Source organism: Pseudonocardia sp. D17 (assembly GCF_036984265.1).
Lineage (GTDB): Bacteria > Actinomycetota > Actinomycetes > Mycobacteriales > Pseudonocardiaceae > Pseudonocardia > Pseudonocardia benzenivorans.
In genome coordinates, this window is record NZ_BPRG01000038.1 from 14395 (window position 1) to 35236 (window position 20842).

General features: G+C 74.0%; 17 protein-coding genes. 10 read left to right on the forward strand and 7 right to left on the reverse strand.

Features of this window, described 5'->3' with window-relative positions:
* Window positions 1–66 precede the first annotated feature (66 nt).
* The 3 genes from PSD17_RS07030 to PSD17_RS07040 all read right to left on the reverse strand — a co-directional run bounded on the left by PSD17_RS07030 (window position 67) and on the right by PSD17_RS07040 (window position 3337).
* Window positions 67–1575, reverse strand: coding sequence for a universal stress protein (locus tag PSD17_RS07030; RefSeq protein ID WP_339122181.1), 1509 nt, complete (start codon window positions 1573–1575; stop codon window positions 67–69).
* Window positions 1576–1747: 172 nt separating this feature from the next.
* Entirely contained in the window at window positions 1748–2689 is a 942-nt protein-coding gene (locus PSD17_RS07035; protein WP_339122182.1) for a universal stress protein, read from the reverse strand.
* Window positions 2690–2794: 105 nt separating this feature from the next.
* Complete coding sequence (locus PSD17_RS07040) at window positions 2795–3337, reverse strand: GAF domain-containing protein (protein WP_339122183.1); 543 nt, start codon at window positions 3335–3337, stop codon at window positions 2795–2797.
* 332 nt (window positions 3338–3669) lie between these two features.
* On the opposite strand from PSD17_RS07040, the gene PSD17_RS07045 reads away from it, so the two are divergent.
* The 9 genes from PSD17_RS07045 (at window position 3670) to PSD17_RS07085 (ending at window position 14144) form a co-directional block, all read left to right on the forward strand.
* Window positions 3670–6114 carry a heavy metal translocating P-type ATPase gene (locus PSD17_RS07045; protein ID WP_445260996.1) on the forward strand — a complete coding sequence of 815 codons (2445 nt, stop codon included), beginning with the start codon at window positions 3670–3672 and terminating at the stop codon, window positions 6112–6114.
* Between the two features lie 789 nt (window positions 6115–6903).
* Entirely contained in the window at window positions 6904–7257 is a 354-nt protein-coding gene (locus PSD17_RS07050) for a proteasome activator (protein ID WP_103381603.1), read from the forward strand.
* Window positions 7258–7374: 117 nt separating this feature from the next.
* Window positions 7375–7737: a hypothetical protein gene (locus PSD17_RS07055; RefSeq protein WP_132975708.1), complete on the forward strand. Its 363-nt coding sequence runs from the start codon at window positions 7375–7377 to the stop codon at window positions 7735–7737.
* Between the two features lie 59 nt (window positions 7738–7796).
* Window positions 7797–8114, forward strand: coding sequence for a hypothetical protein (locus PSD17_RS07060; RefSeq protein ID WP_199796727.1), 318 nt, complete (start codon window positions 7797–7799; stop codon window positions 8112–8114).
* Window positions 8115–8211: 97 nt separating this feature from the next.
* Entirely contained in the window at window positions 8212–8982 is a 771-nt protein-coding gene (locus PSD17_RS07065; protein WP_339122185.1) for a DUF2267 domain-containing protein, read from the forward strand.
* 104 nt (window positions 8983–9086) lie between these two features.
* Complete coding sequence (gene acsA / locus PSD17_RS07070) at window positions 9087–10874, forward strand: acetate--CoA ligase (protein ID WP_339122186.1); 1788 nt, start codon at window positions 9087–9089, stop codon at window positions 10872–10874.
* Window positions 10871–11842 carry a pyruvate dehydrogenase (acetyl-transferring) E1 component subunit alpha gene (gene pdhA, locus PSD17_RS07075; RefSeq protein ID WP_339122187.1) on the forward strand — a complete coding sequence of 324 codons (972 nt, stop codon included), beginning with the start codon at window positions 10871–10873 and terminating at the stop codon, window positions 11840–11842. Before acsA ends, pdhA begins: the two co-directional genes overlap by 4 nt.
* Entirely contained in the window at window positions 11839–12831 is a 993-nt protein-coding gene (locus PSD17_RS07080) for an alpha-ketoacid dehydrogenase subunit beta (RefSeq protein ID WP_339122188.1), read from the forward strand. The genes pdhA and PSD17_RS07080 overlap by 4 nt, the downstream gene beginning before the upstream one ends.
* Window positions 12832–12833: 2 nt before the next feature.
* Complete coding sequence (locus tag PSD17_RS07085) at window positions 12834–14144, forward strand: dihydrolipoamide acetyltransferase family protein (protein WP_339122189.1); 1311 nt, start codon at window positions 12834–12836, stop codon at window positions 14142–14144.
* 38 nt (window positions 14145–14182) lie between these two features.
* On the opposite strand, the gene PSD17_RS07090 is transcribed toward PSD17_RS07085, so the two are convergent.
* The 3 genes from PSD17_RS07090 to PSD17_RS07100 all read right to left on the reverse strand — a co-directional run bounded on the left by PSD17_RS07090 (window position 14183) and on the right by PSD17_RS07100 (window position 17540).
* On the reverse strand, window positions 14183–14671 hold the full coding sequence (locus tag PSD17_RS07090) for a DUF7144 family membrane protein (protein ID WP_339122190.1): 489 nt from the start codon (window positions 14669–14671) through the stop codon (window positions 14183–14185).
* A 158-nt stretch (window positions 14672–14829) separates the two neighbouring features.
* Window positions 14830–17223: a phosphoenolpyruvate synthase gene (gene ppsA / locus PSD17_RS07095; RefSeq protein WP_339122191.1), complete on the reverse strand. Its 2394-nt coding sequence runs from the start codon at window positions 17221–17223 to the stop codon at window positions 14830–14832.
* A gap of 116 nt (window positions 17224–17339) precedes the next feature.
* Window positions 17340–17540: a hypothetical protein gene (locus tag PSD17_RS07100; protein ID WP_339122192.1), complete on the reverse strand. Its 201-nt coding sequence runs from the start codon at window positions 17538–17540 to the stop codon at window positions 17340–17342.
* Between the two features lie 164 nt (window positions 17541–17704).
* On the opposite strand from PSD17_RS07100, the gene PSD17_RS07105 reads away from it, so the two are divergent.
* Window positions 17705–19435 carry a SulP family inorganic anion transporter gene (locus tag PSD17_RS07105; protein ID WP_339122193.1) on the forward strand — a complete coding sequence of 577 codons (1731 nt, stop codon included), beginning with the start codon at window positions 17705–17707 and terminating at the stop codon, window positions 19433–19435.
* A gap of 16 nt (window positions 19436–19451) precedes the next feature.
* On the opposite strand, the gene PSD17_RS07110 is transcribed toward PSD17_RS07105, so the two are convergent.
* Window positions 19452–20840 carry a wax ester/triacylglycerol synthase family O-acyltransferase gene (locus tag PSD17_RS07110; protein WP_339122194.1) on the reverse strand — a complete coding sequence of 463 codons (1389 nt, stop codon included), beginning with the start codon at window positions 20838–20840 and terminating at the stop codon, window positions 19452–19454.
* Between the last annotated feature and the right edge of the window lie 2 nt (window positions 20841–20842).

Genomic DNA, 20842 nt, shown 5'->3' on the forward strand with positions numbered 1-20842 from the left:
CGCTCCGACCTCGGTGTCGTCCGGCGCCACGATCCGCAGCCGGGTCGGTGTCGGAAGGAGATGACCTCAGACCATGCTGTCGCTCCCGGGGTCGTCGTTCCCGGGACCGTCGTTCCCAGGGCCGCCGTGCTCGGGTTCCGGATGGGTGCCGGAGCCGGGGACGATGAGCACCGGGCGGTGCTGGCGGCGTAGGACCGCGCGCGAGACCGAGCCGCCGAGCAGTCGTTCGAAGGTCGCGCCGACGCCTTCGCCGTGCGAGCCCACGATGATCATCAGTGCGTCGGTTTCCTCGGCCACGTCGATCAGCAGCCCTGCGGCGTCGCCGTGGCCGGCGTGGTAGGTCCAACTGCCCGGGGAGCCGGCCAGCACAGCGGCGACCCGGCGTCGTTGGGCAGCCAGCGCGCGGCGAGCCTCTTCCTCCCAGTCGGGCCGGTCCGGGTCGACGGGATAGTCGGACAGGTCGACCCCGTGCACGACGTGCAGGTGCGCGTGAAGGCGGCGGGCCAGGTCCGCGGCCACGCGCAGCGCGTCGTCGGCGACCGGGTCGCGGCTGTGTCCGAGGACCAGGCTGGTCGTGGCGCGGCCGTGGTCCACGCCGTCGACGCGTATCCGGAGCGAGGGGTTGTCCTGGTCGGCCATGCTCGGCTCCCCTGCTGTCATCGCTGTGCGTGTCGTCCCGCGTCGTCGGGTCGGCGCGCCCCTGATGCAACGGTCATATCCGTGAGCGAACTGCGCAACCAGCGTTTCTGCGCAGAAGAGCGGACGGCGAGCGGACCTGACGCCGTGAGGCGGAGTCCGCGCCGGATCGCCCTGGATCTCGCCAGACGACCGCCGTACGGCCGCCGCGGCGGACAACAGGTGGGGGCCGCGCGTCCCGATGGCGTCAGCCGGCCGGTAGAACGACGCCCACCGGTGAACGCGATGCTGTGGCGCCCCGCGCCGGCAGTCCGTCCTCGCCGCGACGGCGGCACCGCTGCCGCGCCGTGACCTATGGCCCTGCTCCCGACCTTCGCCGCGGTTGATCGTGGAGGGTGGAGAGGAGGCGCGACGACGATGATGCAAGCGGAAGACCCGGCCCGGCACGGTGGGCCGTTCCTGGCGGAGGACGAGGTGCGCGAGCTCGTCGAGGTGGCCCGGGAACGGGAGCGGGTCGCCCTCGAGCGGGAACACATCGCCGAGGAACGCGAGGCCGTCGCCGCCGAGCGTGAGAGGCTCGCGCTGCGGCGCGAGCAACTCACCGATGCTCGTGGGGAGCAGTTCACGCACCTTGTCGAGCGGGCGGCGGCCGCGGATCGGCGCGAGCACCTGGCGGACGAGCGCGAGCGGCTCGCCGACGAACGCGAGCGGCTGGCAGACGTTCGAGAGCTCACCGCCGACGAGCGGGAGCGGCTGGCCGACGAACGCGAAGGCACCGCGGAGCAGCGCGAACGCGAGCGCCGTGCCCGCGCCGACGCAGCGGTCGAGCGCAGGGCCGACGCCGCGAGCAGGGAACAGGCGCGCATCGAGCGGGAGACTGCAGCGACCCGGCGTCGGTGGGATCGCCGAGCGGTACGACGCACGGGCGACGGCGCCCACCCCACCGCCCCGCCCGGCTCTCCGGATCACCCGGAAACTCCTTAGCCCCGGCGTGTGCACGGGGTACCCGGGAGGTTGTCGTGGGCAGGGTGCACGAGACCAACGGGCCGCCCCCGAGGTGCTGCGGCAACCGGGTACTGATCGACGCCAGCACCTCCCCGAGCCGGACACATCACCGCACGCCGGCCACATCCGACATGTGCGTCGCGCGGTCGTTGTCGTCCGGGGGCGGGTCCGGCTCCTCGTCGATCGGCGGGTGGACGACGGCGACCGGGCACGGCGAGTGGTGGATCAGCGCCTGACCGACCGACCCGAACCGCATTCCCCGGACCAGGCCGGGTCCTCGGGACCCCACCACGACGAGCGCGGCGTCAGCCGCACACTCGACCAGCGCCCGAGCCGCGTTGGCCCGCACCGGGAGGGGCCGGACCTCGACCTCCGGGTACCGCCGCTGCCAGGGCCGCAGCACCCGGTCCAGTACCCGCCGCTCCGTCTCCTCCATGACGGCCCGCTCCACCGCCAGCGGCTCCAGCAGCGGCTCGAGGCCGGGTTCGCTCCACGCCCGCACTGCGACGACCGGGGCACCCCGCAGCGAGGCCTCCTCGAAGGCGAACCCGACTGCGGCGCCACCACGCGGCGTGCCGTCCACGCCGACCACCACCGCCGCCCGCCGGTCGGCCCGACCACGCACGATCACCGTCGGGCACGCCGCCTTCGTGGGCAGCGTCAGGCCCACGGACCCGAGCAGCAGTCCGCTGAAGCCGCCACGCCCGCGATGGCCCACCACGACCACACACGCCGTCCGCGACGCGGCCGCCAGCACGGCGGCGGGGGAACCGCTGACCACCTCCCGGTCGAGCTCGAGGTCCGCCGCCACCTCGTGGGCCGCCGCCTCGGCCGCGTCCAGCCGGGGTCGCGTCCGGCCCAGCAGCAGCTCGAACTCCACCCCTCTGGGCGGCAGCACGAGGTCCGAGCGCGGTGGCTCGACGGCGGCGACGAGACGCAACGCCACTCTGCGGTCACGTGCCTCCGCGGCCGCCCAGCGCACCGCCTCCATCGCCTCGTCCGAGCCGTCGAGACCCGCGACGACCGAGTCCGCACCCCTTGCCGCCATGGCCCCTCCAGGTGGTCGACGAGCCCCGCCCAGGGTGGTCGCTCGTCGCACGGGACGCCGCTGCGCTCCGGCCCCCTCCCTCGGGTCGAAAGGCCTGCGCGTCGTTCAGGCAGGTCCAGCGAGCTCCTTGAGCCACCCGAGAACCATGCCGACGCGGTCGGCGAACTCGACGAGCAGAGCTTCCTCCCCGTCGGAGAAGTCGCGGTCGACGGTGAACCGGACCAGCGATGCGCCGCCCACCACGCGGCCCCCGGTGAGCAGCGGCACCGCGACGACCGCCGTGACCGGGAACCGGTCGAGGAACCGGGCCTGTCCGTCCGACGCCTCGACCGGGCGGCGCCGGCCGTCGAGCCGGTAGCGCACGGGACGGCCGTCCTCGACGACCGGTCGCCACAGTCCGATGTCGGCACGCTGCGCGGTCTCGTCCATGATCGCGGCCATCGCCCGGCTCATCGTCAGGTCGACATGGTGCGCGGCCAACGCCCGCAGCCACAACCCGTCGTCCGAGAGCTCTCGGACGGTGACGGCGTTCCCGGAGGCCGTCGCGGCCGACTCCGTCATCGATGTGAGCAATTCGCGCAGGGCGCGTTCGATGTCCTGGTCGACGCGGTTGCGCAACCAGGCCCGGGACGCGGCTAGGCCGTCCACGTCGTCCTCGGTGCCGGCACGTCCACTCCCCCCGTCCGCTCGTCCCCGCCCATGGCTCGTTCCGGAGTGCACGGCCGTTAGCGATCGAGCGGGCACCGATCGAGCGGGCACCACCGGAGCGGGGCACGTCACGATCGGGCCGGAGGTCCTCGGCGACGGAGCCGGAAGCCTCGCGCGCCCAGCCGGGCCGGCCCGAAAGCCTGTGGCGTCCGGTAGGCGGCGGGGAGGAACGGTGCACGCAGAGTTGGGAGACCGGCCTGGTCGCGGCGCCCTCGACGACGAGCCACCGAGGTACCCGTGAGCACCGGGAACCCGGTTCGTCGGGAGACGTCATGAGCCCGGTGGCGCCGGGAGAGGGGCGACGACGGACGGTCACGGCGGTGCCCACGACGTGGCTCGCCTGGTCGCTGCTGCCCGCGACGGTGCTGGCACTGCTCGGCGGGCTGGTGGCGACCTGGGCCGGCGCCGGACGGGCCGCGGAGCTGACCTGGGCGGCCGGGACGGTCGCCGCGCTGGTCCCGTCGCTGGTGTGGGTCGCGGCGGCGCTGCGCCGCGGGCGGGTCGGTGTCGACCTGCTCGCGGTGCTGTCGCTGGTGGGCACCCTCCTGGTCGGCGAGTACCTCGCCGGCGCCCTCATCGCGGTCATGGTGGCCACGGGACGGGCGCTGGAGTCCGCCGCGGAGCGGCGAGCCTCGCGCGATCTTCGCGCGCTCTCCGAGCACGTCCCGCGGACCGCGCGGCGCCGCGTCGGCGACGTCGCCGACGTGGTGGCGCTGGACGACGTCGAGGTCGGTGACCTGCTCGTCGTCGGCCCCGGTGAGGTGGTTCCGGTCGACGGACGGATCCGTACTTCGGCGGCCCTGCTCGACGAGTCCGTCCTGACGGGCGAGTCGGTTCTGGTCGACCGCGCAGTGGGCGAGTCGGTTCGCAGCGGTGTCGTCAACGCGGGAGGCGCGTTCGAGGTCCACGCCGACCGCATCGCGGCCGACAGTACGTACGCGGGGCTCGTCCGCCTCGCGCAGGAGGCGGGTGCGGAGAGCGCCCCGATCGTCAGGCTCGCGGACCGCTACGCGGCGTGGTTCGTCCCGCTCGCACTGGCCGTCGCCGCCGCGGCCTGGATCGTCGGCGGGTCCGCGGTGCGCGCCGTCGCGGTGCTCGTCGTCGCCACTCCGTGCCCGCTGCTGCTGGCCGCCCCGGTGGCGATCGTGTCCGGTCTGTCCCGCGCGACGAAGTGCGGGGTGGTCGTCCGCAGCGGCGCGGCGCTGGAGAGCCTCGGCCGGGCACGGACGCTCGTGCTGGACAAGACCGGCACACTCACCCAGGGCCGGCCACGGGTGATCGACGTCGCCGCCTCGCCCGGATGGACCCCGAGCGAGGTGGTCCGGCTCGCGGCGTCGGCCGACCAGGTGTCACCGCACGTGCTGGCAGCCGCGATAGTGGCGCACGCGCGTACCAACGGCATGACGCTCTCCGTGCCGAGCGCCGTCGTCGAGGAGCCCGGCCGCGGGGTCTCCGCCGTCGTCGAGGGCTCCCTCGTGCGGGTCGGCAGGCGGTCGGCGCCGCCCTCGGCGTCCTGGACGCGCAGCGTGGCCGCACGGGCCCTGCTCGACGGTGCGACGGTCGTGTGGGTCGGTCGCGGTGGTCACCAGGACAGCACCGACGACGAGGCCGACGACGAGGGCGACGACGTCGTCGGCGCGATCCTGCTGCGGGACCCGTTGCGCCGCGACGCGACGCGGACGCTGCGCCGGTTGCGCACGGCCGGGCTGCGGCGGCTGGTGCTGCTCACCGGCGACCGTGCGACGCCGGCGCGCGAGGTCGGCGCCATGCTGGGCCTCGACGACGTCCGCGCCGAACAGTCACCGGCCGACAAGGTGGCGGCGGTTCGCGCGGAGCGCGAGGAGGCCGTCACCGTCATGGTCGGCGACGGGGTCAACGACGCCCCGGCCCTCGCTGCGGCGACCGTCGGTGTGGCGATGGGCTCTCGCGGGGCGACGGCCGCGTCCGAGGCGGCCGACGTCGTGCTCACCGTGGACCGCCTCGACCGGCTCGCCGACGTGATGGGTATCGCGCGCCGCTCTCGCCGGCTGGCCGTCCAGAGTGCACTCGTCGGCATGGGGCTGTCACTGCTCGCGATGGCCGTCGCGGCCGTCGGCCTCCTGCCGCCGGCGGCCGGTGCCCTGCTCCAGGAGGGGATCGACGTCGCCGTCATCCTCAACGCCCTGCGTGCGCTACGACCGGGACGTCCCGACACGGTCACCCTGCCGGCCGACGCGGAGGCGCTCGTGCACCGTTTCGAGGCCGAGCACCGCGACCTGGCCGATGCGTTGCCGGCGCTGCGCGACGCCGCCGATCTGCTGGCCGACCAGGGCGCCACGCCCGTCGCGCTCGACGCCCTCCGCGAGGCGGACCAGGTGCTCACCAGCCGGCTGCTCCCGCACGAGCACGCCGAGGAGGCCCAGCTCTACCCCGCGCTGACCGCTCCCCTGGGCGGCACGGACGCCACCGCGCCGATGACCAGAGCGCATGTCGAGATCGACCGCCTCGCCCGCCGCCTGAGCACCCACCTCGACCTCGCGGCGGCCGCCGGCGAACTGGAGCACGGCCAGGTCGACGACCTGCTGGCGACGGTGTACGGCCTGCACGCACTCCTCCGACTGCACTTCGCGCAGGAGGAGGAAGAGTACTTCGCCCTCGCAAAGCCGACGTCGGACGTACCCCGCCCGACCGACGACGCCACGCGCGCGGGACGGCGTGATCGCCGGCCTCCGTCCTGAGGCGGACGTCGGCGGCGGGTCCCGGACTCGTCGGCCGCGCCCGGGCGCAGGCCGGTCATGGGTGCGCTTGCCTGGGGTCCTCGGTTGCGAACTCCAGAGCCGGCCGGGACCCGACGGTGCCCGTCCCCCGACGAGTACGGGCACTGCCCGATCCCGGCAGGCGCCGCGGCTGTCACCGCGTATGTCGAGCGTCGTCGCACCGGACGAGCTCGGGGAGGGCCGAAGGCCCTCGACGCGGTGAGGCGTTGTGCACCGGGGTTCCGACCGAGCATGGTGCGAAAAGGCCGGTCATTTCTCCGGTCGTGCGGCTGGGCGCCTCCTGTGGGCCGTTTGGACGTCGCCCGAGCGCGGAGGTCACACGGACAGCGCCCGGCCGTTCGGGTCGCGCTGCGGTCCGCTCCGGCTGCCACCGGTCGGCGCACTGTGCGGACGGCGCTGTCCGTGCGCGGTGCGAGAAGCACAAGTCCGGGCGTTCGAGGCCCGGGCGGCGACCTGCCCGAGCCGGTCGGCCGAGCTCCTGGCGCACGCGGCGCGGTCGCGGAGTGTCGCAGCCCACGAGCAGCGCGTGGCCGCGCGTTACCGGTGCGAGGACCCGTTCGACGTGCTCGACGCTCCTTGCCGTGCGGATACCTGGCCACGCAGCTGAGAGGGGACTGCCAGTGCGATCTTCACCCACCCCCCGCGCGCCGCCCTCCGCATCGCTGCCCGGGGGCGCCGGGACGGTTGGCGGCGCGTTCCGGGACCAGAGACCATGCCGCGGATATCGGTGCGACCCTGGCGTCGGGCGCCGTGACACGCGACGACTTCGACCACGACGACACCGGGTCCACACTCGACGAGCTGATCGGCGACCCGGCCAAGCTCCTGCGAGTGGGGGGCATGGTCAGGCAGCTGCTCGAGGAGCTTCACGCGCAGCCTCTCGACGACGCGGGCCGCTCCCGCCTCGTCGAGGCGCACGCGTCCTTGCTCGCCGAGATCGAGGCGACCGTGCCACCGCAGATGCGCGCCGAGCTCGACGCCTCCCGGTGTGCCGGACCGTACGGCCCTGTCGGCGCGCTGATCGGGCGACGCCGTGCCGGCGATGTCGCGTCGTCGACGAGGCAGCCCGGTGACCGGCGCACCGGCAGGCGGGACCACTGGTAGTGGCGACGGGTCCCAAAGACCCATGGTCGGCCCCCGGCATCACGGCGAGGCTCGGTTGTCATGACCGAACCGCACCCTGCGAACCGACGGACCACTGAGCCGGACGGCGAACCGATCGTGCAACTCGGCAGCGGCATCGCGCCCGATCTCGCCGACTACGCCCGCAACGAACTCCGTGATCTGCTCGCGCGGCGGGGCCGGCCGACGGCACGGGCGAGGATGCGCGTCCTCCGCCACCACGACCCTGCCGTCGAACGACCGGTCGTCGCCCGCGCCGTCGTCGACCTCGACGGGACCACGGTCGTCGTGCGCGTCGACGCCGCACGCCCGCGCGAGGCCGTCGACCTGCTCCTGAAACGACTCGGGCACCGGCTCGAACACCTCTCGCGCTCGGGTCGGGAGGCCGGCCACGGCTTGCCGGGACACCGAGTGCGCGCCGGCGGTTCCGGGTCCGTCGGCGACCATCGCGCCGGGCGATGAGGACGACGTCCCGCCGGGGCCGCGCTCCGGATGGGGCCCGGGCGGTGAGACGACCGGCAGTGCGCTCGTGGCGACGGACCGCCGCGCTGGTCGCCGTCATCGTCGCCGCCGCCCTGGTTCTCGCCGGTTGCGCGGCCACGAACACAGCCGCCCCGGCGATCGCCGGCGCACCCGGCTTCTGGCTCGGGGTCTGGCAGGGGATGATCCTGCCGATCACCTTCCTGGTCTCGCTCTTCGACGACCACGTCGCCGTGTACGCCGTACCCAACTCGGGCCACCTCTACGACCTCGGCTTCGTCATCGGTGCGTGCGTGATCCCGCTGCCGACGATCCTGTTCGGAGGAGGACGCGCCCGCCGCCGGCGAGCTGCTCGCTGAACTCCCGTCGACCCGTCGACGGAGCCCGGACGTACCGCAAGGGAGTGTGACGATGTCCGCCGACACCCGTTCACGACACGGCACGGGGATCGATGCCGTGGCACGAGCCGAGCGGACCGCGCTCGGTTGGATCGACACCGTCGCCGAGTCCGTCGGGACCGGGGACAGGGCCTATGCCTTCCGCGTGCTGCGTGCCTGGCTGCACGCGGTGCGCGACCGGCTCGAGGTCGACGGGACGGCTCACATCGGTGGCCAGCTCCCGATCCTGCTGCGCGGCATCTGGTACGACGGGTGGCGACCCGCCGTCGTACCGGTGAAGTTCGGCCCGGAACAGCTCGTGACGATGGTCGCCGACGACGCGGGGGTCGCCCCCGACGAGGCGAGGCGTGTCATCCCGCTGGTCACCGCGGCGCTCGACCGTCGGTGGGCACCCGGACAGACCGAGCACCTCCTCACGCAGCTGCCGACATCCGTGCGCGGGCTGGTGGCTCCCGGCCACCGCACCTCGGTCGCACCGGCGCGATCCGGACCGACGACCCTGCCCGTGCCTGCGGCCACCTCGTCGCCCCCGTCGAGCTCGACCGGGTCGACGGAACGGGTCGCCGCCCTCGAGCACACCCTCGCCGGGGTCGTCGACGCGCTCTCCGCCCTGGTGCAGGCACTCGAGAACGCCTCGCTCGGTACGGCGGACGCCCAGGTGCCCCAGGCCTATCGCGTACTGACGGCGCCGACCACCGAGCCGGGCACCGCCGTCCCACGCACGGTCGCCGACGCGGCGCACCACGCGCGGCGAATCCTCACGAGCCTGGAGGACAGCTCGTCGTCGGGTCCCGCGCGCGACGGGACGGCGGGACAACCCGGCACCTGACCCGGGACCGAACCCGAGGGACCGGGTGCCGTCGGGGCGGAGGTCCCGCAGCCGCGGGACGCAGGGCCCTGACGGCGCGGCGGGGTCCACGCCAGCCTGGAACGATGGGCTATCCCACGATCGGCAAGCCGGACCACGAACGACGCGCCGCGCTCATGGGCGACTACGCCCACGCCTGCCGCGAGTTCAGCTGGGACAACGCCCGCCACGACCTCACCGGTCTCCCCTCCGGCGGTCTCAACATCGCCTTCGAGGCGGTCGACCGGCACGCCGCTCACCCCGCGCGCCGCAGCCGCACCGCGATCCGTGTGCTCGACCGGCACGGCTCCACGCAGGAGCTCACCTACGCGGAGCTCGCGGAGCGCAGCAACCGGTTCGCCGACGTCCTCCACTCCCTCGGAGTCGGCACGGGCGGGCGGGTGTTCACCCTGCTCGGACCGAGCCCGGAGCTCTACGTCACCGCTCTCGGGACGCTCAAGGCGGGGGCGGTGCTCGCACCGCTGTTCGGCGGGTTCGGACCGGAGCCGGTGCGCCGCCGGATGGAACTGGGTGCCGCCTCCGTGCTGGTGACGACGGCTGCGCTGTTCCGCCGGACCGTCGCCCCGATCCGGAGCTCGCTGCCGGGTCTGCGACACGTCCTGGTCGTCGGCCCGGACCCGGCCGGCGAGCGCTCGTTCGACGGCCTCCTCGCCTCCGCGGACCCCGACCACGCGATCGTCCCGACCGACCCCAGGCACCCCGCACTGCTCCACTTCACCAGCGGCACGACCGGCACCCCCAAGGGGGCGTTGCACGTCCACGAGGCCGTCGTCGCCCATCTCGCCACGGCCCGGGCCGTCCTCGACCTCCGACCCGACGACGTCTACTGGTGCACGGCCGACCCGGGCTGGGTGACGGGCATCTCATACGGCGTGATCGCTCCCCTCGTGGTCGGCGCCACGGTCGTCGCCGACGCCAGGGACTTCGACGTCCGGCGCTGGTACCGGGTGCTCGCCGAGCAGGGCGTGACGGTCTGGTACACCGCGCCGACCGCACTGCGGATGTTCATGGCCGCCGGCCCGCAGGAGGCCGCGCGGCAGGACCTGTCCGCGCTGCGTGTGATCGCCAGCGTCGGCGAGCCGCTCAACGGTGAGGTCGTCGTGTGGGCGGACGCGACGCTCGGACGTCCGGTCCACGACACCTGGTGGCAGACCGAGACCGGCGCGATCATGATCGCCAACTTCGTCGGTTCGGAGATCCGGCCGGGTGCGATGGGCCGTCCGGTGCCGGGCATCCGTGCGGGGGTGCTCGCGCAGGGTCCCGACGGGCGCGCCCTCATCGGTCCCGACGGCCGGGTCACGGTGCTCGACGGCGACGCACAGGGCGAGCTCGCCCTGCGGGCCGGGTGGCCCTCGATGTTCCGGGGCTACCTCGGCGAGCCCGAACGGTACGCGGCCTGCTTCGCGGACGGCTGGTACCTCACCGGCGACGTCGTCCATCGCGACGAGGACGGCTGGTACTGGTTCGTCGGACGCGCCGACGACGTCATCAAGTCCGCCGGACACCTCGTCGGGCCGTTCGAGGTAGAGAGCACGTTGATGCGCCATCCCGCCGTCGCCGAGGTCGGCGTGATCGGCGTCCCGGACCCGACGGCGGGCGAGGTGGTGAAGGCGTTCGTCACCCTCCGCGCGGGCAGGCGACCGAGCGAGGACCTCCGCCGCGAACTGCTCACGTTCGCCCGCCGCGAGCTCGGAGCCGTCGCTCCGCGGTCGATCGCCTTCGCTCCCGCACTGCCGCACACCCGCAGCGGCAAGGTCATGCGTCGCCTCCTGCGGGCTCGCGAGCTCGGCCTGCCCGAAGGCGACCTGTCGACGCTGGAGAACAGCGCGGAGGTCGAGGTGGGTGTGCGATGAACGAGGTCGACCGCCGGGCTCTGTTCGCGACGATGCTGCGTATCCGCCGGTTCGAGGAGCGGTGCGTCGAGCTGTACAGCGCCGGCACCATTCGCGGGTTCCTGCACCTGTGCGTCGGTGAGGAGGCGGTCGCGGCGGGCACACTCGCGGCGCTCGGGCCCCAGGATGCGGTCGTCTCCACCTACCGCGAGCACGGACATGCGCTGGCGCGCGGCATCCCGATGCCGTCGTTGTTCGCCGAGATGTTCGGCCGGGAGACCGGCTGCAGCCGGGGGCGCGGCGGATCGATGCACCTGTTCGACGCGAGCCGGCGGTTCTACGGTGGCAACGCGATAGTCGCCGGCGGCATCCCGGTGGCCGTGGGCCTCGCTCTCGCCGACCGGCTGCAGGAACGGGCTCGCGTCACCGCCTGCCTGTTCGGCGACGGCGCCGTCGCCGAGGGCGAGTTCCACGAGTCGATCAATCTCGCCGCGCTGTGGCGCCTGCCGCTCGTGTTCCTCTGCGAGAACAACCGCTACGCGATGGGAACCGCCCTGGCCCGCAGTCACGCCGAGACCGACCTCGCGCTGCGCGCCGGGTCGTACGGCGTGCGGTCGTGGGCGGCCGACGGCATGGACGCGGTCGCCGTCCAGGAGGCGACGGACCTGGCCGTGGACACCGCCCGCGCGGGTAGCGGCCCGTGCTTCGTCGAGCTGCGCACCTACCGCTTCCGGGCCCACTCGATGTACGACGCCGACCGCTACCGCGACCCCGCCGAGGTCGAGGCGTGGCGCGCCCGGGACCCGCTCGAGCTGGCCGCCCGCAGCCTTGTCGCCGACGGCCTGCTCGACGGCGCCGGCCGCAAGGAGCTCGAGGAGGCCGTGGGCCGAGAGATCGACGACGCCGTCGCAGCGGCCGACGCCGCACCGCTCGAGCCCGTCGACGACCTCACCCGGTTCGTGACCACCGGGACGGAGGCGACCGAGTGACCACCGCCACCGGCACCCGGACCGTCACCTTCCGGGAGGCGTTCCGCGAGGGACTGCGTGACGCCCTGGCCGCGGACGACCGCGTCTTCCTCATGGGCGAGGACGTCGGCCGCTACGGCGGCTGCTTCGCCGTCAGCCAGGGGCTGCTGGAGGAGTTCGGCGAGGAACGCGTGCGTGACACCCCGCTGTCGGAGTCGGCGTTCGTCGGGGCGGGCATCGGGGCCGCCCTCGGCGGGACGTTGCCGATCGTCGAGATCATGACCGTCAACTTCGCGATGCTCGCGCTGGACCAGATCGTCAACAACGCGGCGACGTTGCGCCACATGTCCGGTGGCCAGTTCAGCATCCCGCTCGTCCTGCGGATCCCGACGGGTCCCGGCCGCCAGCTCGGTGCACAGCATTCCCACACGCTCGAGGGTTGGTTCGCGCACGTCCCGGGTCTACGGGTGGTCGCTCCAGCCACACCGGCCGACGCCCGCGGCATGCTGGCCACCGCGCTCGCCGACCCGGACCCGGTACTCATCTTCGAGCAGATCGCGCTCTACGGGGTCAGCGGTGAGCTCCCTGCCGCCGCCGGTCCGGTCGATCTGGACCGCGCCGCCGTGCGGCGGCGCGGGGCGGACGTGACGGTCGTGGCCTACGGCGGCACGCTCGCGCCTGCCCTCGACGCCGCTGCGGCGCTGGCGGCAGAGGGTGTGTCGGCCGAGGTCGTGGATCTGCGGACGCTGCGTCCCCTCGACTCGGCGGCGGTCGTCGACTCGGTGTCGCGCACCCACCGGCTCGTCGTGGTGGACAACGCCTGGCGCAGCGGTGGGCCGGGTGCCGAGGTCGTCGCCAGGGTCGCGGAGCAGGCCCTCGACCAGCTCGACGCGCCGGTCGAGCGGGTCGGGGCGGCCGAGGTCCCCATCCCCTACCCGCGGCATCTGGAGGAGGCGGCGCTACCGTCGGTCGCCCGGGTCGTCGAGGCCGTCCGGCGGGCGGTGGGCTGATCGTGGCCGAGTTCACGATGCCGGCACTCGGCGCCGACATGACCGAGGGCACGGTCGTGGAATGGCTGGTCGCCCCGGGGGACGTGGTCCATCGCGGCGACGTGATCGCCGTGGTCGACACCGAGAAGGCCGTCATCGACGTCGAATGCTTCGAATCCGGCGTGCTCGGCCGCATCCTCGTCGACGTCGGCCAGAAGGTGCCCGTCGGGACGCCCCTGGCGGTCATTGTCTCCGACGCCGCGGCGCCACCGGCGACGCCGGTTCCGGCCGGACCACCGCCCGCCGCCCCGGCGGGGCCGGCCGTCGGGGCGCCCGAACCGCGGGATCGTGCACGGTCGCCACGCGTGAGGTCGCCGTTGGTACGCATGCATGCGGCAGACGCCGGGGTCGACCTGCGGACGGTGACCGCGACCGGCCCCGGCGGCCAGATCACCCAGTCCGACCTGGATCGTGTGCTGCACTCCGCCGCGCCACCGGTCGCCTCCGCCCGGCTCCGGGTGACCCCGTACGCGCGGCGGCTCGCCGCGGAACGCGGTATCGACCTCGCGACGGTGCGCGGCTCGGGACCCGAGGGCCTCGTCCGCGCCCGCGACCTGCCCCGGACCGGCGCCGCGCCGGCTCGTCACGCGACCGCCGACGCCGACCCGCGCCGTGCCACCGCGATGCTCATGGCCCGGTCCAAGCGCGAGATCCCGCACTACTACCTCGGCACACAGGTCGATCTGACCCCGGCCCTCGACGCCCTCCGGGCCCACAACCGTGCGGTCCCCGTTCCGGACCGAGTGCTGCCCGCCGCGGTGCTGCTGCGCGCCGTCGCGCTCGGCCTGAGTGCCGTCCCGGAGCTGAACGGACACTGGGTCGACGACGCCTTCCGACCGTGCAGCGCGGTTCACCTCGGGGTCGCGGTATCGCTGCGCGGTGGCGGCCTCGTGGTACCGGTCCTCCGCGACGCCGAGTCCCTCGACCTGGACGCGCTCATGCGGGCCCTGGCCGACGCCGCGGGCCGCGCCCGCACCGGGCACCTGCGGTCGTCGGAGGTCAGCGGCGCGACGGCGACCGTCACCAACCTCGGTGAGCTCGGTGTCGACACGGTCGTGGGCGTGATCCATCCACCCCAGGTCGCCCTCGTCGGGATCGGAGCCGTGCGCTCCCGGCCCTGGGTCGTCGACGGCGGCGTGGTCGCGCGATCCGTCGTCGACATCTCGCTCGCCGCCGACCATCGGGCGAGCGACGGCGCGACGGGATCGCGGCTGCTGCGCGAGATCGGCCGGCTGCTGGGACAGCCCGGACTCCTCCTCACCGGGCAGAGCTGACCTGCCGTCGGTCCGGTCGCGTCGCCGGGCGCGGCCGGTCAGGGTGCCCCGCGGGCCGGGCGGCCGGCGGTGGCCAGCGCATAGATGATCACGACGTCGACGGCGATGACGATCGTCGCCCACAGCGGATAGGCAGCGATGAACGCGAGGTTGACGACCGCGCTCAGCGCGGCGAGGACGATCCCGGCGATCCGCGCCGCGGTGTTGCCCGCGAGCACCCCGGCACCGACCACGGCCAGCAGCACGCCGAGGGCCAGATGGACCCAGCCCCAGACGGGGTAGCCGAGGTTCACCACGAGCTGGTCGCTCGTGACCGCGTAGTAGCTGCTCCGCAGCAGCGCCATCAGACCCTCGATGATCTGGAACGCTCCCACGAGGAACAGGGTCACGCCCGCGAAGACGACCGGCCCCGAGGCGGCGCCGGTTCCTCCCTCGGTCGTGACGGGGACCCGGAACGACCGGTCGGCCCCCTGGCCTTGTGAGCGCTCGCCCGACTGCGCTTGCGGGCGGCTCGTCGTCTCGCTCATGATGTGCTCTCCTTCGTCGGCCCGGACACCGGGGCCGGCCCGGTCGGTGTCATCGGGACGCCCACGATCAGCGCCGCCGTCCCGTCGCGTCAGGGGCGGAGGTCACTGCTCCCCGGGCCGTTGGTCGTCGCTCCGCCTGCCCGGTGTGCGCCCAGGGCTCAGCCGGTCCGGGCGGGCGTCGGTCGGCGTGCCGCCTCGAGGAGCAGGCGGCGTTCGGCGCCGTCGATCGCGGCTCGCGTCCGCTCGACCGCGTCGGGGTTCACCGACACGGCCGTGATCCCCGCGCGCACCAGGAACTCCGCGAAGCCCGGGATCCGGCTGGGGGCCTGGCCGCACAGCGACGTGGGGACGCCGAGCCGGGTGGCGCGCTCGATGATCGTCGAGATCGCGTCGAGTACCGCCGGGTCGGACTCGTCGTAGAGCTCGGCGAGCCGTTCGGCGTCGCGGTCGACCCCGAGCATCAACTGCGTCAGGTCGTTGCTGCCGATCGACACACCGTCGATGCCGAGCCCGACGTACTCGGGCAGCCAGTGCGCGACCGACGGCACCTCGGCGGTCAACCAGCGCTGCAGGCCCCGCTGGCGGCCGAGCGGGCTCGCGTCCACGAGCTCGAGCACCGCGGCCAGCTCCCACCGGGTGCGGACGAACGGGATCATCAGGTGCACGTTCGGCGTCCGCTCACGAACCGCGGCGAGCATGCGCAGCTCCACGGCGAACACCTCGGGCTCGCGCAGGTACCGGAACGCGCCGCGGAAGCCGATCATCGGGTTGCGTTCCACCTGCTCGAACTCCTCGCCACCGGCGAGACCGCGGAACTCGTTGCTGCGCAGGTCGGTCGTCCTGTAGAGGACCGGCCGTGGCGCGAACGCCGCCCCGATCCGGCCGACGGCGGCCGCCATCGCGGAGACGAAGCCGTCGACCTCCCCCGCGGCGAGCATCGCGCGCGGATGGCGCCCGTTCAACGCCGCGGTCAGCGCCACCTCGGCGCGCAGCAGCCCGACACCGTCGACGTCGAGCGCCGCGACACGCTCCGCCGCGTCGGGAAGCGCGAGATTGACGTGCAGCTGCGTCCCTGTCGTGAGCCGTGACGCCGGGGCCCCGACCACCTCGCCTCGCGACGGGGATGCACCCACGATCGCGTTCTCGGCACCCCGGCGGACCTCCCCGAGCGTGCCGTCCACCGTCACCGGCTCGCCGGCGGAGAGATCGGTCGTCGCCGACCGGGTGCCGACGACGCAGGGAATCCCCAGCTCACGGGCGACGACCGCCGCGTGGCACGTCACGCCGCCCTGGTCGGTCACGACGGCAGCGGCGTGCCGCAGCGTCGGGAGCCAGTCCGGGTCGGTTCTCGGCGCGACCAGCACGTCCCCCTCCCGGAGGAGTCTCCCGTCGCGCGGGTCGTCGAGCAGCCGGACCGGTCCGCTCGCGCGGCCCGGAGCAGCGGGCAGTCCCGAGGCCAGCACGACGCCCGTGGCCGGGCCCGCCGCGGCTGCCGTCGTCGGTGCGCTGCCGGGCGCCGTCGTCGCGTCGTGGTCGGGGAGCGTCGTGATCGGCCGGGTCTGCACCAGCCATGTCTGCCGCGCGACCATCGCCCATTCGACGTCCTGCGGACGGCCGTAGTGCTCCTGCACCTGCAGCGCCAACCTGGCGACGGCCTCGGCCTCGGCGTCGTCGAGCACTCGTGCCGCGGCGTGCTCGGAGTCCAGGCTCAGTGAGATGTCGTGGCCCTCGGGGCCGCGGACGACCTCGTGGGTCTGGTGGCCCACCCGCAGTGAGACCAGGTGCAGGTCGGGGGCGGAGAAGACGTAGGTGTCGGGTTCGACGGCCCCGCTGACGACCGTCTCGCCCTGCCCGAGGGCGGCCTCCACGACCACCCGGTCGCGGCGTCCGGTCGTCGGGTCCGCGGTGAAGGCGACCCCGGACCGCTGCGCGTTCACCATGGTCTGGACGACGACGGCGATCGCGGGCTCGCCGGAGACCCCGCGCTCGGTGCGGTAGGCGACCGCTCGGGGTGCCACGGCGGAGGCCCAGCACTCGACGACGGCGGCGGCGAGCTCGGCGTCTCCCCGGACGTTGGTGAAGGACTCGTGGACGCCGGCGAACGAGATCCGGTCGCCGTCCTCGCCGATCGCGGACGACCGCACAGCGACCGTCACGGGGCCTGGAGCGTCCCCGGCCAACGCCGCGTACGCCCGCGCCACCCGTCCTGCCAGGACCGTTCCGGGACCCGCCTCGCGGACGAGATATGCCATCCGTGCACACCGCTCCTCGTTCCCGTCCTCGGCCCCCGCGTGTCGCAGAGCCTCCTCGTGCAGCGCGGCGATCTCGGCGCGGACCCCGCCGGCATCCATCGCGGCCAGGTAGGCGGTCGCCGGGACCACGAAACCGTCCGGCACCGGGAAGCCGGCGCCGAGCAGCTCTCCGAGCTGTGCGGCCTTGCCCCCCACCTGGGCCGCGTCCCCGGCGCGGACGAGCGCGAGCGGTCGGAGGCAGCCGTCCTCTGCGACGAGGCCGGACGCGCGTGGCGACTGCTGAACAGGTTCTGCTGCCATGTCGCCACCATCGCGCCACACCGGCTGCGCCGCTGCGGCTGTCCGACCCGGCCATCCGGACCGAATGTCCCGAGCTCGACGAGGCACCCTGCGGCGAGCGGACCGGTTCGGCGCCGTCACCAGTGGCTCGGCACCCAACCGCGGCCGGACTCGTCGGGCACCAGCGTGCGCCCGCAGCCGCACTGGGCGTGCGCGACCTCCCACGCCTTCGCCTGCTCGCGACGGTGCACATGGACCCGTGCTCCGCACCGTGTGCACTCACCCAGCCACATCCGCTCCACCAGCCCCGACTCGTACTTCTGATCCTGCCGACGCATCGCATCCTCCTGTCACCTCACGGTGTAGCCGCCGACCCGCCGTGCCGAGAAGGGGCGTCCGGCCCGGCCAGACCGGGTCCCGAGGACCCGGCCACAGGTCCACCGACCCTGCTCGCGACGCGGATGTGCCGCCAGGATCGGCACCGGGACCCGGAGGAGAGGCCATGGCGGAGCCGGCCGGCCGCACCCCCGCCGCGGGGCTGCGACCCGGGCTGCAGGCCCTACGCCGCAAGGACGCCGACGTGCTGCGTGGCGACCTGGTCGGTGGACTGACGGTGGCCGCGTACCTGGTACCCCAGGTCATGGCCTACGCGGTACTGGCCGGGTTACCGCCTGTCACCGGCCTGTGGGCAGCCGTCGGTGCACTCGTCCTGTACCCGTTCCTCGGCACCTCGCGACTGCTGTCTGTGGGCCCGGAGTCGACGACCGCGATCCTCACCGCCGTCGCCATCGGCCCGCTGGCGGCCGGTGAGCCCGCCCGGTACGCAGCGATGGCCGCCGGCCTGGCACTGGTCGTCGCCGCCGTCTGCGCGCTCGGCAGGCTGGCCCGACTCGGGTTCCTCGCCGACCTGCTCTCCCGACCGGTGCTCGTCGGGTACATGGCGGGCATCGCGGTGATCATGATCGTCGGCCAGCTCAGCCCGCTGACGGGCGTCCAGGTCGAGGGTGACGGGCCGCTCGGCGAAATCCGGAGCGTCGTCACGGGCCTCGGCGGCGCTCACCTCCCCACGCTCCTCCTGTCCCTCGCGACGCTCACGCTGCTGTTCGTCGGCGCCCGAGTGGCTCCACGCCTCCCGATCCCGCTCATCGCGGTTCTCCTTGCCGCCGCGGCGATCGCCCTCCTGGGTCCGACCGCGACCGGGATCGCGACGGTCGGTCCCGTCCCGGCCGGTCTGCCCGTTCCCGGACCACCCCGGCTCGGCCTCGCGGACTACACCTCGCTCATCGGGCCGGCCCTCGGGGTCTCGGTCGTCGCGTTCACCGACGTCGTCCTCACCGGTCGCGCGTTCGCGGGCCGCTCGCACGACGCCCCGGACCCCGACCAGGAGCTGCTGGCCCTCGCCGGCACGAACATGGCGTCCGGCATGCTCGCCGGCTTCCCGGTGAGCAGCAGCGGCAGCCGAACGGCGCTGGCCAAGGCGACCGGAGCCCGCACCCAGCTGCACTCGCTCGTCGCACTGGTCGTCGTCGTCGCCGTGCTGCTGGTCGGTGGCGACGTCCTGCAGGCTCTGCCACGGGCCGCGCTCGGCGCGCTGGTGGTCTATGCCGCGGTTCAGCTCGTCTACGTGGCCGAGTTCCGCAGGATCGCCGCGTTCCGACGGTCGGAGCTGTTGCTCAGCCTGGCCACGGTCGCCGCGGTCCTCGGCCTCGGGGTCCTCTACGGGGTGCTCGTCGCTGTCGGGTTGTCGGTGCTGGACCTGGTCCGGCGCATTGCTCGGCCGCACGTGGCTGCGCTCGGTTTCGCCCCCGGCGTCGCCGGCATGCACGACCTGTCCGACCTGCCCGGGACACAGCCGGTGCCGGGCCTCGTCGTCCACCGCTACGACGCACCGCTGTTCTTCGCCAACGCCGAGGACTTCCGTCGCAGCGTGCACCGGGCCGTCGCCGAGGCAGCCGAGACCGCCCCGGTCCGCTGGGTCGTGCTCGACCTGGAGGCGGTCACCGAGCTCGACGTCACCGCGGCCGACGCGCTGATCGCGGTCGCCCGCGAGCTCGCCGAGGACGGGATCGTGCTCGCGGCGGCCCGGGCGAAACGGGAGCTCGTGGCCGACCTCGAAGCCGGCGCGGTGCTGAAGGCCGTCGACGCGGCTCGGCTCTATCCGACGATCCCGACCGCGGTCGCCGCGTTCCACGCCGAGACCGATCCGCCGAGCGCAGGAGGAGCAGCAACGTGAGGCCACGGTGTCGATGTCAACGGAGCCCGCCCGGCTCCTGCCGATCTGCCTCCGCGAGCGCGACGAGGCGCTTCAGATCGCCCTCGATACCGGAGGCGAGCAGATCGAGATCGGCCACGGTGTCGTCGCCGGTGAGACCGACCGTGACGACGTCGCGGTAACTCATGATCGCGATCCCGATCCGGAGCGTGCTGGCGATCGGGACGTAGGGGATGATCTCCAGGAGCTCGCGGCCCAGGCCGTAGAGCGTGTGCCGCGGCCCGGGGACGTTCGTGGTCACTGTGATGATCGTGCGCTGCGGGATCCGCCAGCCGCTGCGGACCACGGCCGCGACGAGCGGGAACGGCTCGTGCCCGGCGATCCCGACCACGGCGGCCCCGGCCTCGGCCTCACCGACGGCCTTGCATCGACCGAGTTCGTCGCGCACGGCGAGGAACCTGGCGACCGGGTCGACCACATGGACGGGCAGGTCCGCCAGCAGCAGCGAGACCCTGTTGTCGCGCACGTCCTCCTGTCCGGGTGCGCGGACCGACACCGGTACCAGGCTGCGCACGCCACCCGGCGGCACTCGCTCTCCGCGCATGAGGAGCAGCTCCCGCAGCCCTCCGGTGACGGCCGCGAGGACGACGTCGTTGAACGTGCCCCCGAACGCCCGGCGCACCGTGCGGACGTCGGCGATCCGGCAGCGCAACCAGGTCACGTGCCGTGGCCTGGACAACGGCCCCGACAACGACGTCCGCGGCGCGGGTGGCAGGCTCGCCAGCAGCGCGAGCATTCCCCGGCCCGCCGCCACCAGCCGGCGCGGATCACGCAGGGCTCCGGCGGCCGCCTGCGCTCCGGTGACCGGCAGCATCGCGAGGTCGCGCAGCGCTGCGACCGTGAGCGCAGGGGCCGAGGGCCACGGTGCAGGTTGCCAGTCGTCCGGAGCCGTCGACGCCCGGGTCGGCTCCCGATCGAGGACCACGCGGTAGAGATCGGTGCCGGACACCCCGTCGACCATGCTGTGGTGCACCGTCGAGAGAAGCGCCCACCGCCGGTCGGCGAGCCCCTCGACGAACCAGTACCGCCACAGGGGGCGGTCACGGTCGAGCCGGGTGCCCATCACCCGGCCGACCAATGCCGCCAGCTCGGCGTCGCCTCCCGGAGCGGGAAGGGCGACCCGCACCAGGTGCCGATCCAGCTCGAAGTCCGGGTCGTCGGCCCACACCGGCGGCCCGAGATCCAACGGCACCGGGACGACCCGCTGCCTGTACCTCGGAATGCGCGGGAGCCGGCCGGCGAGATGGTCCCGGAACTCCGCGAACGAGGGTGCCGGTCCGGCGAACACCGCGGTCGACGAGATGGCCAGTGACGCCGTCGGCTCGGCGTCCTCGGCCTGTAGGAACGCCGCGTCCAGGGGCGTCATCC

Excerpts from the sequence above, each read along its gene's own strand:
- PSD17_RS07090 (WP_339122190.1), bottom strand. The coding sequence starts at position 14,671 with ATGAGCGAGACGACGAGCCGCCCGCAAGCGCAGTCGGGCGAGCGCTCA.
- PSD17_RS07105 (WP_339122193.1), top strand. The coding sequence starts at position 17,705 with ATGGCGGAGCCGGCCGGCCGCACCCCCGCCGCGGGGCTGCGACCCGGG.
- PSD17_RS07100 (WP_339122192.1), bottom strand. The coding sequence starts at position 17,540 with ATGCGTCGGCAGGATCAGAAGTACGAGTCGGGGCTGGTGGAGCGGATG.
- acsA (WP_339122186.1), top strand. The coding sequence starts at position 9,087 with ATGGGCTATCCCACGATCGGCAAGCCGGACCACGAACGACGCGCCGCG.
- ppsA (WP_339122191.1), bottom strand. The coding sequence starts at position 17,223 with ATGGCAGCAGAACCTGTTCAGCAGTCGCCACGCGCGTCCGGCCTCGTC.
- PSD17_RS07035 (WP_339122182.1), bottom strand. The coding sequence starts at position 2,689 with ATGGCGGCAAGGGGTGCGGACTCGGTCGTCGCGGGTCTCGACGGCTCG.
- PSD17_RS07045 (WP_445260996.1), top strand. The coding sequence starts at position 3,670 with ATGAGCCCGGTGGCGCCGGGAGAGGGGCGACGACGGACGGTCACGGCG.
- PSD17_RS07110 (WP_339122194.1), bottom strand. The coding sequence starts at position 20,840 with ATGACGCCCCTGGACGCGGCGTTCCTACAGGCCGAGGACGCCGAGCCG.
- pdhA (WP_339122187.1), top strand. The coding sequence starts at position 10,871 with ATGAACGAGGTCGACCGCCGGGCTCTGTTCGCGACGATGCTGCGTATC.